At 66.2% G+C, this 13,515-nt stretch carries 15 protein-coding genes; 10 read left to right on the top strand and 5 right to left on the bottom strand.

The genetic code is table 11. From position 1 onward, the window contains the following. The first annotated feature begins 33 nt into the window (after positions 1 to 33). On the top strand, positions 34 to 711 hold the full coding sequence (gene modB, locus CLI93_RS09535; protein ID WP_095995816.1) for a molybdate ABC transporter permease subunit: 678 nt from the start codon (positions 34 to 36) through the stop codon (positions 709 to 711). Further along, entirely contained in the window at positions 708 to 1,490 is a 783-nt protein-coding gene (locus CLI93_RS09530; RefSeq protein WP_095995748.1) for a sulfate/molybdate ABC transporter ATP-binding protein, read from the top strand. Before modB ends, CLI93_RS09530 begins: the two co-directional genes overlap by 4 nt. Before the next feature lie 126 nt (positions 1,491 to 1,616). Here the strand turns inward: CLI93_RS09530 and CLI93_RS09525 are convergent, their stop codons facing one another. Beyond that, entirely contained in the window at positions 1,617 to 3,260 is a 1,644-nt protein-coding gene (locus CLI93_RS09525; RefSeq protein WP_095995747.1) for a 3-(methylthio)propionyl-CoA ligase, read from the bottom strand. Between the two features lie 296 nt (positions 3,261 to 3,556). On the opposite strand from CLI93_RS09525, the gene CLI93_RS09520 reads away from it, so the two are divergent. From CLI93_RS09520 to CLI93_RS09490, 7 genes are all read left to right on the top strand, one after another. Further along, positions 3,557 to 4,192 (top strand): inner membrane-spanning protein YciB, encoded by a 636-nt coding sequence (locus tag CLI93_RS09520; RefSeq protein ID WP_172425542.1) that lies wholly within the window; start codon positions 3,557 to 3,559, stop codon positions 4,190 to 4,192. Positions 4,193 to 4,229: 37 nt separating this feature from the next. After that, complete coding sequence (locus CLI93_RS09515) at positions 4,230 to 4,547, top strand: BolA family protein (RefSeq protein ID WP_095995745.1); 318 nt, start codon at positions 4,230 to 4,232, stop codon at positions 4,545 to 4,547. Positions 4,548 to 4,686: 139 nt separating this feature from the next. Beyond that, a complete protein-coding gene (locus CLI93_RS09510) occupies positions 4,687 to 5,475 on the top strand; it encodes a peptidylprolyl isomerase (protein WP_095542316.1) in 789 nt (262 codons plus the stop codon). A gap of 352 nt (positions 5,476 to 5,827) precedes the next feature. Further along, entirely contained in the window at positions 5,828 to 6,031 is a 204-nt protein-coding gene (locus tag CLI93_RS09505; protein WP_095542315.1) for a hypothetical protein, read from the top strand. A gap of 112 nt (positions 6,032 to 6,143) precedes the next feature. After that, positions 6,144 to 7,007 carry an archaetidylserine decarboxylase gene (gene asd, locus CLI93_RS09500; RefSeq protein WP_095542314.1) on the top strand — a complete coding sequence of 288 codons (864 nt, stop codon included), beginning with the start codon at positions 6,144 to 6,146 and terminating at the stop codon, positions 7,005 to 7,007. A 74-nt stretch (positions 7,008 to 7,081) separates the two neighbouring features. Further along, positions 7,082 to 7,957 (top strand): LOG family protein, encoded by an 876-nt coding sequence (locus CLI93_RS09495; protein ID WP_095542313.1) that lies wholly within the window; start codon positions 7,082 to 7,084, stop codon positions 7,955 to 7,957. Between the two features lie 14 nt (positions 7,958 to 7,971). After that, on the top strand, positions 7,972 to 8,736 hold the full coding sequence (locus CLI93_RS09490; RefSeq protein ID WP_095542312.1) for a 16S rRNA pseudouridine(516) synthase: 765 nt from the start codon (positions 7,972 to 7,974) through the stop codon (positions 8,734 to 8,736). Between the two features lie 41 nt (positions 8,737 to 8,777). Here CLI93_RS09490 and CLI93_RS09485 read toward each other — a convergent pair whose 3' ends face one another. Further along, complete coding sequence (locus CLI93_RS09485) at positions 8,778 to 9,212, bottom strand: c-type cytochrome (protein WP_095542420.1); 435 nt, start codon at positions 9,210 to 9,212, stop codon at positions 8,778 to 8,780. Positions 9,213 to 9,666: 454 nt separating this feature from the next. Between CLI93_RS09485 and CLI93_RS09480 the strand changes: the two genes are divergently transcribed. Next, on the top strand, positions 9,667 to 9,981 hold the full coding sequence (locus tag CLI93_RS09480) for a hypothetical protein (protein ID WP_095542311.1): 315 nt from the start codon (positions 9,667 to 9,669) through the stop codon (positions 9,979 to 9,981). Positions 9,982 to 10,130: 149 nt separating this feature from the next. Here CLI93_RS09480 and CLI93_RS09475 read toward each other — a convergent pair whose 3' ends face one another. The 3 genes from CLI93_RS09475 to CLI93_RS09465 are packed head-to-tail and all read right to left on the bottom strand — an operon-like array spanning position 10,131 to position 13,500. Next, on the bottom strand, positions 10,131 to 11,375 hold the full coding sequence (locus tag CLI93_RS09475) for a BMP family ABC transporter substrate-binding protein (protein WP_095550325.1): 1,245 nt from the start codon (positions 11,373 to 11,375) through the stop codon (positions 10,131 to 10,133). 59 nt (positions 11,376 to 11,434) lie between these two features. After that, positions 11,435 to 12,340: an ABC transporter permease gene (locus CLI93_RS09470; RefSeq protein ID WP_095543697.1), complete on the bottom strand. Its 906-nt coding sequence runs from the start codon at positions 12,338 to 12,340 to the stop codon at positions 11,435 to 11,437. Next, entirely contained in the window at positions 12,340 to 13,500 is a 1,161-nt protein-coding gene (locus tag CLI93_RS09465) for an ABC transporter permease (protein WP_095543698.1), read from the bottom strand. The genes CLI93_RS09470 and CLI93_RS09465 overlap by 1 nt, the downstream gene beginning before the upstream one ends. Positions 13,501 to 13,515: the final 15 nt, after the last annotated feature.

Raw genomic sequence — 13,515 nt, 5'->3', positions numbered from 1 at the left:
GCCGGGGAGGGCGCGATGACGCAGGGGCTGGACATGGCAGCGGTCATGGTGCCGCTGCTGCTGTCGCTGAAGGTGGCGTTCTGGGCCACCTGCATCAGCGGTTTGCTGGGCATCGTCGTCGGCCTGTATCTGGCGCGCAGCCGTTGCTGGCTGCGCAATGTGCTCGACACCGTGCTCACGCTGCCCATGGTGCTGCCGCCCACGGTGATGGGCTATTACCTGCTGGTGCTGTTGGGCAGCAAGGGCTGGTTGGGCGCCTGGCTCAAGGACAGCCTGGGCATCAGCCTGATCTTCAGCTGGCAGGGTGCGGTCGTGGCCGCCGCCGTGGTCAGCTTTCCGCTGGTGTTCAAGCCGGCGCGCGCAGCGTTTGAGTCCGTCGACCCGCAGCTGGAGCAGGCCGGGCGGGTGCTGGGCGTGAGCGAATGGGGCATCGTGCTGCGCATCAGCCTGCCGCTGGCCTGGCGCGGCATCATGGCCGGCATGGTGCTGGGCTTCGTGCGCGCGCTGGGCGAGTTTGGCGCCACGCTGATGATTGCCGGCAGCATCCCGGGCAAGACACAAACCCTGTCGATCGCCATTTATGAGGCCGTGCAGGCCGGGCGCGATGGCACGGCCACGCTGCTGGCGCTGGTGATCTCCAGCGTGTGCGTGGGCATGTTGCTGCTGGCCACCTGGATCACCCCCAAGCGGCAGGAGGCCCGCGGAGCATGAACAGCTTGAGCTTCCCAGAGGCCGTCAGCGGTGCCAGAGCCGCCAATGCCGCCGCGTTGCAGGCCGCAGCAGGGCAGGGCGCCCAGCCCTGGTGCGACATCGACGTGCGCAAGCGCCTGCAATCGGCCGAGCGTGTTTTCGAGTTGGACGTGCAATTGCGCGCCAGCCACCCGCGCATCGTGCTGATGGGCCCTTCGGGCATTGGCAAGACCTTGGTGCTGCAGTCCGTGGCCGGCTTGCTGCGCCCCGATGCCGGGCACGTGCGCATCGGCGGCCAGACCTTCTACGACGGCGAAAGCGGCCTGCACGTGGCGCCGCAGCAGCGCCGCATGGGCTTTTTGTTCCAGAACTACGCGCTGCTGCCGCACCTGACGGCGCTGGGCAACGTCGGCTTTGGCCTGCGCCGTGGCGCCTGGGGGTTTTTGTCGCGCGCGCACAAGGACGAGGCCATGCACTGGCTGGAGCGTTTCCAGGTCGCGCACCTGGCCGGGCAGTACCCGCACACGCTCTCGGGCGGGCAGCAGCAGCGCGTGGCGCTCGCGCGCCTGGCCATCCTTAAGCCGCAGGCGTTGCTGCTCGATGAGCCGTTCTCGGCGCTCGACCCGCAACTGCGCCAAGAGATGCGCGAGCAGGTGCTGGCGCTGCTGCTGCAGCTGGGCATCCCGCTGATGCTGATCTCGCACGACGAGCGCGACCACCAAGCCTTCAATGCCCAACTGCTGCGCCTGACCCAGGCCGCGGATGGTCGCACCGTGCTGCTGCCTTCAGACGCTGAATGAACGCCCAGCAGCGTCTGCGATGGCGCTGAGGCTGGGCGGGTGCTGCGACCCGCCCTCAGACACTCATCCCCGCTTGCCACGGAGGCGATGAGCGAGAGCGGGGGGCAGAGACGGTGAACAGGGCGCTCAGGCCGTGGGCAGCTTGTAGCCCACCAGTTGCTCGCGGACTTTGGTCTTGAGCATCTTGCCAGTGGCGCCCAGCGGGATGCTGTCGACGAACACCACGTCATCGGGGATCTGCCACTTGGCCAGCTTGCCTTCGTAGAACTTCAGCAGCTCTTCCTTGCTCACCTGCTGCTCGGGCTTGAGGGCCACGACGACGATGGGGCGCTCGTCCCACTTGGGGTGCGGCATGCCGATGGAGGCGGCCATGGCCACGGCCGGGTGGGCCATGGCGATGTTCTCGATGTCGATGGAGCTGATCCACTCGCCGCCGGACTTGATCACGTCCTTGCTGCGGTCGGTGATCTGCATGAAGCCGTCGGCGTCGATGGTGGCCACGTCACCAGTGGGGAACCAGCCCTGGCCACGCTCGTCGTAGATCAGCGGGTCGTTGCCCTCGAGCTTGTAGTACTTGGACAGAATCCAGGGCCCGCGCACCAGCAGGTCGCCATAGGTCTTGCCGTCCCAGGGCAGCTCTTCGCCTTTTTCGTTGACGATCTTCATGTCCACGCCGAACACGGCGCGGCCCTGCTTTTGCAGCACCTTGAACTGCTCCTCTTGCGGCAGCTGCAGGTGCTTGTTCTTGAGCTTGCCCAGCGTGCCCAGCGGGCTCATCTCCGTCATGCCCCAGGCGTGCAGCACCTGCACGTCCAGCTGCTTCTCGAAGGTCTCGATCATGGCTGGCGGGCAGGCCGAGCCGCCGATGATGGTGCGCGTGAGCGTGCTGAACTTGAGCTGGTTGGGCAGCATATGGCCCAGCAGCATCTGCCAGACGGTGGGCACGCCAGCGGCCATGGTCACGCCTTCGCTCTCGATGAGCTCATAGACGGATTTGCCGTCCAGCGCCGGGCCGGGGAAGACGATCTTGCAGCCGGTGGCCGCCGCCGCGTAGGGCGTGCCCCAGGCGTTGACGTGGAACATGGGCACCACGGGCAAGATGGCGTCGCTGGCCGAGAGGCACATCACATCGGGCATGCAAATGCCGTAGGTGTGCAAGGTGGTGGAGCGGTGGCTGTAGACGGCAGCCTTGGGGTTGCCGGTGGTGCCGCTGGTGTAGCACATGCTGGAGGCGGTGTTCTCATCGAGCTGCGGCCAGCGGTACTGGCTGCTTTGCCCGGCCAGCCAGCTCTCGTAGCTGACCAGGTTGGGGATGCCGGTGTCGGCCGGCAGCTTGTCGGCGTCGCACATGGCCACCCACTTCTTCACGCCCGGGCACTTGCTGTGCACGGCCTGGATCAGCGGCGTGAAAGTGGTGTCAAAGCACAGGATCACGTCCTCGGCGTGGTTGATGATCCAGGCGATCTGCTCGGGGTGCAGGCGCGGGTTGATGGTGTGCAGCACCCGGCCCGAGCCGCTGACGCCGAAGTACAGCTCCATGTGGCGGTAGCCGTTCCAGGCCAGCGTGGCCACGCGCTCGCCCGGCGCGCATTGCTCGGCATCGAGTGCATTGGCGATCTGGCGCGCACGCGCGGCCAGATCCTTGTAGGTGTAGCGGTGAATGTCGCCCTCGACGCGGCGCGAAACGATCTGGCCGTCGCCGTGGTGGCGCTCGGCGTGTTCGAGCATGGCCGAAATCAAAAGCGGTTGATGCTGCATCAGGCCCAGCATGGTTTTTCTCCTTGGAAATGTCTTGGGAATGTCGTTGGGGAATGCGGGATGGCCCGCCCGGGCCTTGGCGCTGGCACATCCGGCGCAGCAGGTGCTCAGGCGCGGGCGGGTGGCAAATCCAGCGCGCATTGTCGCCCAGCTTGGCAGTGGCGCAGGCCTTCGCTGGGCGGGTGAGGGACAAGGCGCTCATGGCAGGCCGTGGATAGAATCGCCCGCTGGAGCCCGCCGCTGGCGGGCGCTTCTTTTCCCCCTGCCACGGCAGGCGGCAGGCCATGCCGCCGCCTGGTCCTTGCGCCATGAAATTCTTCTTCGACGTTCTGCCCTTCGTGCTGTTTTATGTCTCCTATGTGAAATGGGGGATTTACGTAGCCACTGCCGTGGCCATTGGCGTCTCGGCCCTGCAGATCGTGCTGACCCTGCTGAGCGGGCGCAAGGTCGAGCCCATGCAGTGGGTGGGCATGGGTTTGATCGGCGTCTTCGGCGGCATGACCCTGGTGCTGCAAAACCCCATCTTCGTGATGTGGCGCTCCTCCATCGTCAATTGGCTGCTGGCGGCCGTGCTGTTGGTGTCTCTGCATGTGCTGGGCCGTAACCCGCTCAAGCTGCTGCTGGGTGGGCAGATGCGCATGCCCGAGCACGCCTGGCGCCAGCTGGTCTGGGGCTTGAGCGGGCTGTTCATCACCATGGGCGTGATCAATATTGTGGTGGCGAAAAACTTTAGCGAGGCCGCCTGGGTCAACTACAAGACCTTTGGCAGCCCGGTCATCAGCTTCCTCGCCATTGCACTGCTGTTCATGCTGCTGGGCCGGCACATCGAGATCGTCGGCGCGCCCGGCAGCCAAGCATCGCCTGCCACGCCGCCTGGCGATGCGCCGCCGCCCAGCGCAGCGACAGGTGATGCCGCCGCCGTGCAGCATCCGGAGCAGCGCTGAAAGAGTGGCCTTCTCAATACCCCACCCCCAATACGCCATGAACCCTTCGCCCGACACCCCAGGCGCTGACGCTGCATCTCATGCAGCCAACGCCGTCACCGCCGCCGCCATCGAGGCGCGGCTGCGCCAGCGGCTGCAGCCCACGGAACTTCAGGTCATCGACGAGAGTCATCAGCACGCCGGCCATGCCGGGGCCAATGGCACGGGCTTTGGCACCCACTTCCGGGTGCACATTGCCTCACCATTGTTTCTGGGGGCCAGCCGCGTGAGCGCGCATCGCCTTGTGTATGATGCGCTGCGCGATTTTTTCGATGCCGGCCTGCATGCCCTGGCCATCGAGCTCAAGCAGTCCTGAACCCGAAGCGGGTTGCAGCAGGGGGCTTTGCAGCCCCCGCTGTGTTTTGCAGCCATGGCTGCTCTGCTGCTGAGCGCATGGCCCGGTGCCCGTGGCGCCGTGTTTTCTTTTCTCCACGCCCTGAAAGGCTTTGATCTCAATGAAAAAACAATTGCTGTGCGCCGCTCTGGCCGGCGCCCTGGCTGCAACTGTGCTGCCCGCCTCGGCCAAGGATTTGGCGGTCGTCAACGGCGAGGCCATCCCGCAGGCGCGCTACGACTTCTTCATCAAGCAGTTCGAAGAAAGTGGCCGCCCCAAGACCCCTGAGCTGGAGGCCCAGGTCAAGGAGGAGCTGATCCGCCGCGCCGTGTTCGAGCAGGAAGCCAAGAAGCTCAAGCTCGAAGACAGCCAGGCGTTTAAGGAAGAAATGGCCCTGGCGCGCCAGACCTTTCTGATCCGCGCGCTGTTCCAGAAGCACCAGAAGGACAATCCCATCACCGACAAGGCCATCAAGGCTGAGTACGACAAATTCGTCGAGCAGCAAAAAGGCTTTGAATACCAGTCGGCGCACATCCTGGTCGAGAAAGAGGAAGAGGCCAAGGCCATCATTGCCGATCTGAAGAAGGATTTCAGCAAGTTCGAGGCCATCGCCAAGGAAAAATCCAAGGATCCTGGCTCGGGCGCCAAGGGCGGTGATCTGGGCTGGCAGCGCGCAGAGACCTACGTGCCCGAATTTGCCGAGGCCTTGACCAAGCTGGAAAAAGGCAAGTTCACCCAGGAGCCCGTCAAAACCGAATACGGCTGGCACATCCTGCACCTGAAGGACAAGCGCGAGAGCAAGCCGCCCACACTGGACGCGCTCAAGCCGCAGATCGAGCAGCACCTGGCCCAGCAGCAGCTGGCCGAGTTCCAGGAAAAGCTCTACAAGGCAGCGAAGATTGAGAAGTAAGCCTGTGCGTTGCGCGCAGACTGAGTAATCGGCTGCCCATACAAAGCCCGCTCTCTGGCATCGCCGGGGGGCGGGCTTTGTACTGTGTAGGTGCAGGGTTGCCCCGTCGCTGTGCCAGCCAGAATGCATCTGCAGCACTCAGAGCCTGTTCAAAATCTTTGCACGGCGGTCAAGAGAGCGGATTTGGGCGCTCTGCTGCGCCCGCAAAGCCTCGCCATAGCCCCAGCTATGGCTGCGTTTTGCGCCTTGCAGCCCACCCCAAACCGCTTCTTGCCCACTCGCGCCGAGATTTTGAACACGCTCTAACCCGGCCGGCTACCGCTACTACCTGTAGCGCAAGGCGGACAAGCCGGTGCGCATTCTGCCGCTTTACAGCGCCGAGGATGCACAGCCGCTGTGCCGGCAAGCGCCGCTGCCGCAGCGCTTTGCGCACCTGCACATGGCCTACTACCCGGCGGTGGCCCAGGCGCTGCAGCAAGCCTGCGGCGCGCACTTTGAGGTGTTGCGCCACGAGCGGCACAACGTCAGCGCCGGGCTTTGGCGCCAAAAACCATGAGGCCAGCGTGGCGGGCGTGGGTTCGTAACAGGCTCTAAAATCGCGCCCTTTGCCCCGAAAAGGCGCCATCTCCGTCCCCGTCTTGGCTGGCTGGCGCCGTTCTGGAACCTCCATGACCTTGCTGCTGCAACAGATTCTCCCGCGCGTGGCGCTCACGCGCCTGGCTGGTCAGCTGGCAGCGGCGCGCCAGCCCTGGCTGGCGCAGCCGCTGATCCGCTGGTTCATCCGGCGCTATCAGGTGAACATGCAGGAGGCGCTGCACAGCGATGCGGCGCAGTACGCCTGCTTCAACGATTTCTTCACGCGCGCGCTGCGTCCGGATGCCAGGCCTTTGGCCGACAGCGACTGGATCTGCCCGGTCGATGGCGCCATCAGCCAGTGCGGGCGCATCGAGCAAGGGCGCATCGTGCAGGCCAAGGGGCGCGACTACAGCGTGGCCGAGCTGCTGGCCGATGCCCAGCGGGCCGCGCCGTTCCACCAGGGCGACTTCGCCACGCTCTACCTCAGCCCGCGCGATTACCACCGCATCCACATGCCCTGTGCCGGACGCCTGCTGCGCATGAGCCATGTGCCGGGTGATCTGTATTCGGTCAACCCAGCCACGGCCCAGGCGCTCGATGGCCTGTTTGCGCGCAACGAGCGGCTGGTTTGCTGGTTCGAAGGGCCTTGGGGGCCATTCGTGCTGGTGCTGGTGGGCGCGACCATTGTCGGCAGCATCGCCACCAGCTGGCATGGCGTGGTCACGCCGCCTCGCACTGGCGCTGTGCGCCACTGGGAGTACGCCAGCGGCACGCCTGTGGATCTGCGCCAGGGCCAGGAGATGGGGCGCTTTCTGCTGGGTTCGACTGTGATCGTGCTCACCCCCCCCGAGGCGCGGTTGCGCTGGAACCCGCAGTGGCAGCCCGGCGCTGCCGTGCGCATGGGCCAGGCCATGGCCAGCAGCGGTGCGGCCCAGTCCGCTGCTACCCATGCCTGACGAGCCAGCGTCTTGCGCCAAGCCCAGCCAATCCGTTCATTGATTCATCGCCATCCGATTTCTGTTCTTTCTTTATGCAAGCTACGCCACCGCAAATCCACAACACCCTGACCCGCTCGATCGACGAGATCGACGCCCAGGCCCTCAACCCCCAGGCCCTGCAGCCCGAGTCCTACCGCCTGGCCTTTGACGACCCGGAGTTCATGAGCCGCAAGGAAACACGCGGTCTGCGCTTTCAGCTGGAGCTGCTCAAGCCCGAGCTGGAGCAGGAGGCGCGCGGCATCCACCAGACGGTGGTGGTGTTTGGCGGCGCGCGCGTGGCCGATGCCAAGACGGCCCAGGCCGAGCTTGAAGCGGCGCAGCGCAGCGGCGATGCCGCCGCCCTGGCGCGCGCCCAGCGCATGGTGCGCAACGCACGCTACTACGAAAGCGCGCGCGCCTTTGCGCACCTGGTCTCACGCGCCTGCGAATCCGAGCCGGTGCCGCAGCGCTTCGTCATCTGCACTGGCGGGGGCCCCGGCATCATGGAGGCGGCCAACCGTGGCGCCTACGAGGCCGGCGCGCTGAACGTGGGATTGAACATCACCCTGCCGCACGAGCAAAGCGGCAACCGCTTCATCACGCCGGGGTTGAGCTTCAAGTTCCACTACTTCGCGCTGCGCAAAATGCACTTGCTGATGCGCGCCAAGGCGCTGGTGGTGTTCCCTGGCGGTTTCGGCACGCTCGATGAATTGTTCGAGGTGCTGACGCTGGTGCAGACGGGCAAGGCCAAGCGCGTGCCCATCATCCTCTTTGGCAGCGAGTACTGGAAGCGCCTGGTGCATTTCGAGGTACTGGTCGAGGAGGGCATGATCTCGCCCGAGGACCTGGAGCTGTTTCACTACTGCGACGAGCCCGAGCAGGCCTGGGAGCTGATCCGCCGCTTCTACGCCAACGGGCGCGCAGCCTGAGGCCGGGCGCAGCCGTGCAGCTGGTTGACATCCTGTACTCGCAAGGCTTTGGCACGCGCCGCGTGTGCTATGGCCTGGTGCAAGCCGGCATGGTGGAATTTGCCTGGGGCGATGGCCCCTGGCAGCGCGCCGACGATACGGCGCAATGGCTGCCCGTCGATGAAGCCGCGCAGCCGCCGCTGCAGCTGCGCGTGCAAGGGCAGGTCTGGCCCTACCATGCCAAGGCCTATCTGATGCTGCACAAGCCCGCCGGCACGGAGTGCTCGCAAAAGCCTTCGGCCTACCCCAGCATCTACACCCTGTTGCCTGGGCCCTTGCGCCAGCGGCCCGTCAAGGGCGGGCAGCCGGGCGTGCAGGCCATTGGCCGGCTCGATCAGGACACCACCGGCCTGCTGTTGCTCTCGGACGATGGCGCTTTCATCCACCGCATGAGCTCGCCGCGCCACCACGTGCCCAAGGTCTATGAGGTGCATACGCGCCATGCCGTCACGCCCGCGCAGATCGAGCAACTGCGCCAGGGCGTGGTGCTGCACGATGCCCGCGCCGGGCAGAGCGTGCGCGCCGATGCCATCGAGCAGCACAGCCCCACCCACATCAGCCTGACGCTGCACGCGGGCAAGTACCACCAGGTCAAGCGGATGATCGCGGCCGTGGGCAACCGCGTCGAGGCGCTGCACCGCAGCCGCATCGGCGCGCTGCAACTGCCCGCAGACTTGGCCCCAGGCCAGTGGCGCTGGCTGCAGCCCGATCAACTGGCGCTACTGCTGCACAAGGCTTGAGAGCCGGCATTGATGGCCTGCTCAAACCCACGGCAAGCCGCTCACGGCTTGGCCGTGGGTTTTGCTTTGTCTTCCTTGGGCTGGTCTTTGGGGCTGCCCTTGGCGCTGTCCGTCGCTTGATCTGAGGCAGGCGGCGCTTTTGCCGGCGTGGCGCTGGCGGGGTGCAAAGAGAGAATCCATTGCGCCAGCGCCTGGGCCTCGGCCTCGTTGACGCGCGTGTTGGGCGGCATGGGCACGGGGCCCCATTGCCCCTTGCTGCCTTTGCGGATGCGCTCGGCCATGGCAGCGGCCGCGCCATCCTCGGCATGGCGCTTGGCGGCAATGTCCTTGAACGAGGGGCCGACGATCTTGCGCTCCACACTGTGGCAGGCAATGCAGGCCTTGCTTTTGATCAGCTGCTCGCTGGCGGTGGCGGCCAGCGGCAGGCCAAGGGCGCAGCACAGCAGCGCCAGGCGGCGAAAAGTCGAAGAAATCATGGTGCAGGCCATCGAGGGGAATGCCGTTGCGCCAGCGAGGGCCATGGCGCAATGGGGGCGGCGGGGGCTTGGCCAAGGTGGGCGTTGCCCGCTACAGGGCGGCGAGCCTAACACAGCCCAGGCCGCCTGCCGTGTTGGCGAGGCTGTGCTTGCGTGCGGCTGTGCGGGCCGGTGGGGTTTGCCGCTGCTGCCTGCAACGGCCCCAGCGCGCTTGCGCCCGATCCGGTGGCCCGGCCCAGCGTTGGGCTGGGCCAGGCAGGGCAGGCGTGGGTTGGCGTGAGATTTCTGGGGGCAGTGCTTCAATTGTTTCTTTTTGGGAATCAATGTATTGCCTATTTGGGGCTTTTTTACACATTTTGGTTGTCTCACAATGCGTCCCACGCAAGCCGTTGAAGGCTTTTTGCAGTGGAATGTCTCCACTGCATGGACTTTGAAAGTGAAAGGAATCACGACCATGAACCGCCGTCTTATCACCACCGCCCCCGCCCTGGCCGCTTTGCTGCTGGCTGGTCATGCCTTGGCCGCTCAATCCACTCCTGCAGCTGGCGAAGGGCCGCTGTTCTCTGAGCCACAGCAGCATTCGCAGCAAGTGGTGGAGCGCGCGGCTGTGCATGCCGAAGCGCTGGCCCAGCGCCCAGCCGCTGGCGAAGCTTCGGCCACTGCCGCGCTGGCCCAGCCGGCCAGCCGCCTGACCCGCGCCGAGGTGCGCAGCGCCACGCGCGATGCGCTCGCCCAGGGTTATCACCTGCGAGTGGGAGATGCCAGCTGATGAATGCAGCTGATGCCTGAGGCAGCATCCAGCCGGGCATGAACCAAAAACCCCGCCATGCGCATACATGGCGGGGTTTTTTTGATGCGTTCGCTACAGGCTCAGGCTGCAGCGCTGGGTCGGCGGGCGCATGTGGCACCGCCGCTCAATCACTTGCTGCCGGGCACTTGGCCTTCGACGCCCTTGACGTAGAACTTGATGCCCAGCAGGAAAGCATCGTCGGCCACCTGGCCGTCGGCCAGCACGGCCTGACCACTCTGGTCCACGATCGGGCCTTTCCAGATATGGAAGCTGCCGTCCTTGAGGCCCTGCTTGACCTGGGCGACTTTGTCCTTGGCCTCTTGCGGGATGTCGTCGGCCAAGCCCACCAGATCGATCGCGCCTTCCTTGACGCCCCACCAGCTTTGCTTGCTGCTCCAGTTGCCGTCCATGACGGACTGCACGGTCTGGGTGTAGTAGGGGCCCCAGTTGATGACGACCGAGGCCAGGTGCGCCTGGGGGCCATAGGCGGTCATGTCCGAATCCCAGCCGAAGGCGCGCTTGCCGTTTTCCTGCGCGGTCTTGATGACGGCGGCCGAATCGGTGTTCTGGAACAGGATGTCCGCGCCGCTGTGCAGCAGCGAGGTGGCCGCCTCGGTCTCCTTGGGGGGGCTGAACCATTCATTGACCCAGACGACCTTGGTGGTGATGGCCGGATTGACCGATTGCGCGCCCAGCGTGAAGCTGTTGATGTTGCGGATCACCTCGGGGATGGGCACGGAGCCGACCACGCCCAGCACATTGGATTTGGTCATCGCGCCGGCGACGATGCCCGCCAGGTAGGCGCCTTCATAAGTGCGGCTGTCGTAGGTGCTGAGGTTGGGGCCGGTCTTGTAGCCAGTGGCGTGCTCGAACTTGACGTTGGGGAAGTCCTGCGCCAGGCGCGCCATGTAGTCCATGTAGCCGAAGGTGGTACCGAAGATGACGTCATGGCCCTCGGCGGCAAAGCCGCGCAGGATGCGCTCGGCATCGGCCGACTCGGGCACGCTTTCGACGAACTTGGTCTGCACCTTGTCGCCCAAGGCCTGCACCATGGCTTTGCGGCCGTTGTCGTGCGCGAAAGTCCAGCCGCCGTCACCGACCGGGCCGATGTAGGCAAAGGCCACTTTGAGCGGCTTTTTCTCGGCAGCGGCCTGCTCGCCTTGTGGCGCGGTGGCGGCGCTGGGCGCCGAGGCCGGTGCGGTGGCCGGCGCTGCAGCCGGTGCGGGGCTGGCGCTGCTGCTTGTCGGGGCAGGCGCGGGGGCGGGCGCTGGCGCGGGGGCCGGGGCGTCCTGCTGGCCGCAGGCGGCCAGCGTGGCGGCGCACAGCGCAAGGGCGGCGCTGCGCAGGCTCAGGCGATGGGGCAGGGGGCTCATGAGGGGTTCTCCAAAGTGGGTGAAAAAACAAAAAACGGTGGGCTGTGACAAGCCCATGCTCAAGGCGAGAAAGGCTTGCCCAGCGAGGCGGGCATGTTGGTGCGGATCCACACCGGGTTGCGCGAGATCAGCACCAGCACGGCGATGCTGGCCAGGTAGGGCAGCATGCTGAGCAACTGGCTGGGCACCTGGATGCCGCCGGCCTGCAGGCTCAGCTGCAGCATGGTCATGCTGCCGAACAAGTAGGCGCCCAGCAAAATGCGCAGCGGCCGCCAGGTGGCAAAGGCCGTCAGCGCCAGGGCAATCCAGCCGCGGCCGGAGACCATGCCCTCGGCCCACAGCGGCGTGTAGGCGGTGGAGAGATACGCGCCGGCCAGGCCGCACAGCGCGCCGCCCAGGGCCACGCACAGCAGCCGGATGGCGCGCACCTTGTAGCCCAGGGCGTGGGCCGATTCGGGCGACTCGCCGATGGCGCGCAGCACCAGGCCAGTGCGCGTGCGCCCATACAGCCAGGCCAGGGCCAGTGCCAGGGCGATTGCCACGTACACCAGCGCGTGGTGGCGCAGCAGCGCCGGGCCGATCAAGGGCAGATCGGACAGCAGCGGCAGCGCCAGCTTGGGCGTGGCCGGGATGCTGGCCTGCACGTAGCCCACGCCGACGTAGGCGGAAAAGCCCATGCCGAACAGGCTCAGCGCCAGCCCGGTGGCGTACTGGTTGGTGTGCAGGAAGATCACCAACAGGCCCAGTACGGCAGCCAGCGCCGCGCCCGCGCCCGCGCCGGCCAGCAAGCCCAGCGAGTGGCTGCCGCTGTGCACCACGGTGGCGTAGGCGGCAATGGCCGCGCACAGCATCATGCCCTCGGCGCCGAGGTTGACGATGCCAACCTTCTCGTTAATCAACAACCCCAGCGCAGCCAGGGCCAGCACCGTGCCGGTGCTCAGGGTGGAGGCAATGAACAGGTCCATCACAATCCTTGGTGGGCGCTGGTGGTGGCCGCGCCGGTTGCCACATGGGCTGCCGGGTTGGGCGCTGTGGCGCTGGCCGGCGTTGCCGTGCCATCGACCGGCGCGCGCTTGAGCCGCAGGCGGTAGTTGATCAGCGTGTCGCAGGCCAGCAGGCAGAACAGCAGCAGGCCCTGGAAGACGTTGGAGAGCGACTTGGGCAGGCCCAGCTGCGATTGCGACAGCTCGCCGCCGATGACCAGCATGCTCAGCAGCACGCTGGAGAACACCATCCCTACCGGATGCAGCCGACCGACGAAGGCCACGATGATGGCAGTGAAGCCATAGCCGACGGGAATCTGCGGGTTGAGCTGGCCAACCGGGCCGATCACGTCCAGCGCTCCGGCCAGACCGGCCAGCGCGCCCGAGAGCAGCAGCGCCGTCCACAGCGCACGCCGCGCCGGGAAGCCGGCGTAGCGCGCTGCCGCAGGCGCCAGGCCGCCGACCTGCTGGGCAAAGCCAGCGCGGGTGCGGAACATGAACAGCCACATCAGTGCGCAGGCCGCCAGCGCCAGCCACAGCCCGGCATTGGCGCGCGCGCCGTTCATCAGGCGCGGCAGCTGCGTGGCGGCATCGAAAGAGGCCGTGCGCGGAAAGTTGTAGCCCGCAGGATCCTTCCAGGGGCCATAGACCAGGTAGTTCAGCAGCTGGATGGCCACGTACACCAGCATCAGGCTGACCAGGATTTCATTGGTGTTGAAACGGTCGCGCAGCAGCGCCACGATGGCTGCCCAGGCCATGCCGCCCAGGCTGCCGGCCAGCAGGATCAGCACGATGAAACCTGGGCCGCTGCCCGGTTGGGCCTGCAGCGCCACCCAGCCGCTGGCGATGGCGCCCAGCACGAACTGGCCTTCAGCGCCGATGTTCCAGATGTTGGAGCGAAAGCACAGCCCCAGGCCCAGCGCGATCAACAGCAGCGGCGTGGCCTTCAGGGCGATCTCGCCCCAGGCGTAGGCGTTTTTGAGCGGCTCGACGAAAAACACCGCCAGGCCCTGCAATGGCGAGGTGCCCGAGAGGCCAAAGAGCACAGCGCCGAGCAGCATGGTCAGCAGCAGCGCCAGCAGCGGGGAGAGGGCCGACCACAGCCGCGAGGGCTGTGGCCTGGGTTCGAGGACGAGTTTCATGCCGGGCAGGTTGCT

It is taken from the genome of Vandammella animalimorsus (assembly GCF_002288875.1).
Lineage (GTDB): Bacteria > Pseudomonadota > Gammaproteobacteria > Burkholderiales > Burkholderiaceae_C > Lampropedia > Lampropedia animalimorsus.
Note: the sequence above shows the minus strand (reverse complement) of the source record. Positions and strands in the feature narration are given on the sequence as shown.

Bases quoted from the DNA above. Each gene is read 5' to 3' on its own strand.
- modB (WP_095995816.1), top strand. From the start codon at position 34: ATGGCAGCGGTCATGGTGCCGCTGCTGCTGTCGCTGAAGGTGGCGTTC.
- CLI93_RS09530 (WP_095995748.1), top strand. From the start codon at position 708: ATGAACAGCTTGAGCTTCCCAGAGGCCGTCAGCGGTGCCAGAGCCGCC.
- CLI93_RS09525 (WP_095995747.1), bottom strand. From the start codon at position 3,260: ATGCTGGGCCTGATGCAGCATCAACCGCTTTTGATTTCGGCCATGCTC.
- CLI93_RS09520 (WP_172425542.1), top strand. From the start codon at position 3,557: ATGAAATTCTTCTTCGACGTTCTGCCCTTCGTGCTGTTTTATGTCTCC.
- CLI93_RS09515 (WP_095995745.1), top strand. From the start codon at position 4,230: ATGAACCCTTCGCCCGACACCCCAGGCGCTGACGCTGCATCTCATGCA.
- CLI93_RS09510 (WP_095542316.1), top strand. From the start codon at position 4,687: ATGAAAAAACAATTGCTGTGCGCCGCTCTGGCCGGCGCCCTGGCTGCA.
- asd (WP_095542314.1), top strand. From the start codon at position 6,144: ATGACCTTGCTGCTGCAACAGATTCTCCCGCGCGTGGCGCTCACGCGC.
- CLI93_RS09495 (WP_095542313.1), top strand. From the start codon at position 7,082: ATGCAAGCTACGCCACCGCAAATCCACAACACCCTGACCCGCTCGATC.
- CLI93_RS09485 (WP_095542420.1), bottom strand. From the start codon at position 9,212: ATGATTTCTTCGACTTTTCGCCGCCTGGCGCTGCTGTGCTGCGCCCTT.
- CLI93_RS09480 (WP_095542311.1), top strand. From the start codon at position 9,667: ATGAACCGCCGTCTTATCACCACCGCCCCCGCCCTGGCCGCTTTGCTG.
- CLI93_RS09475 (WP_095550325.1), bottom strand. From the start codon at position 11,375: ATGAGCCCCCTGCCCCATCGCCTGAGCCTGCGCAGCGCCGCCCTTGCG.
- CLI93_RS09470 (WP_095543697.1), bottom strand. From the start codon at position 12,340: ATGGACCTGTTCATTGCCTCCACCCTGAGCACCGGCACGGTGCTGGCC.
- CLI93_RS09465 (WP_095543698.1), bottom strand. From the start codon at position 13,500: ATGAAACTCGTCCTCGAACCCAGGCCACAGCCCTCGCGGCTGTGGTCG.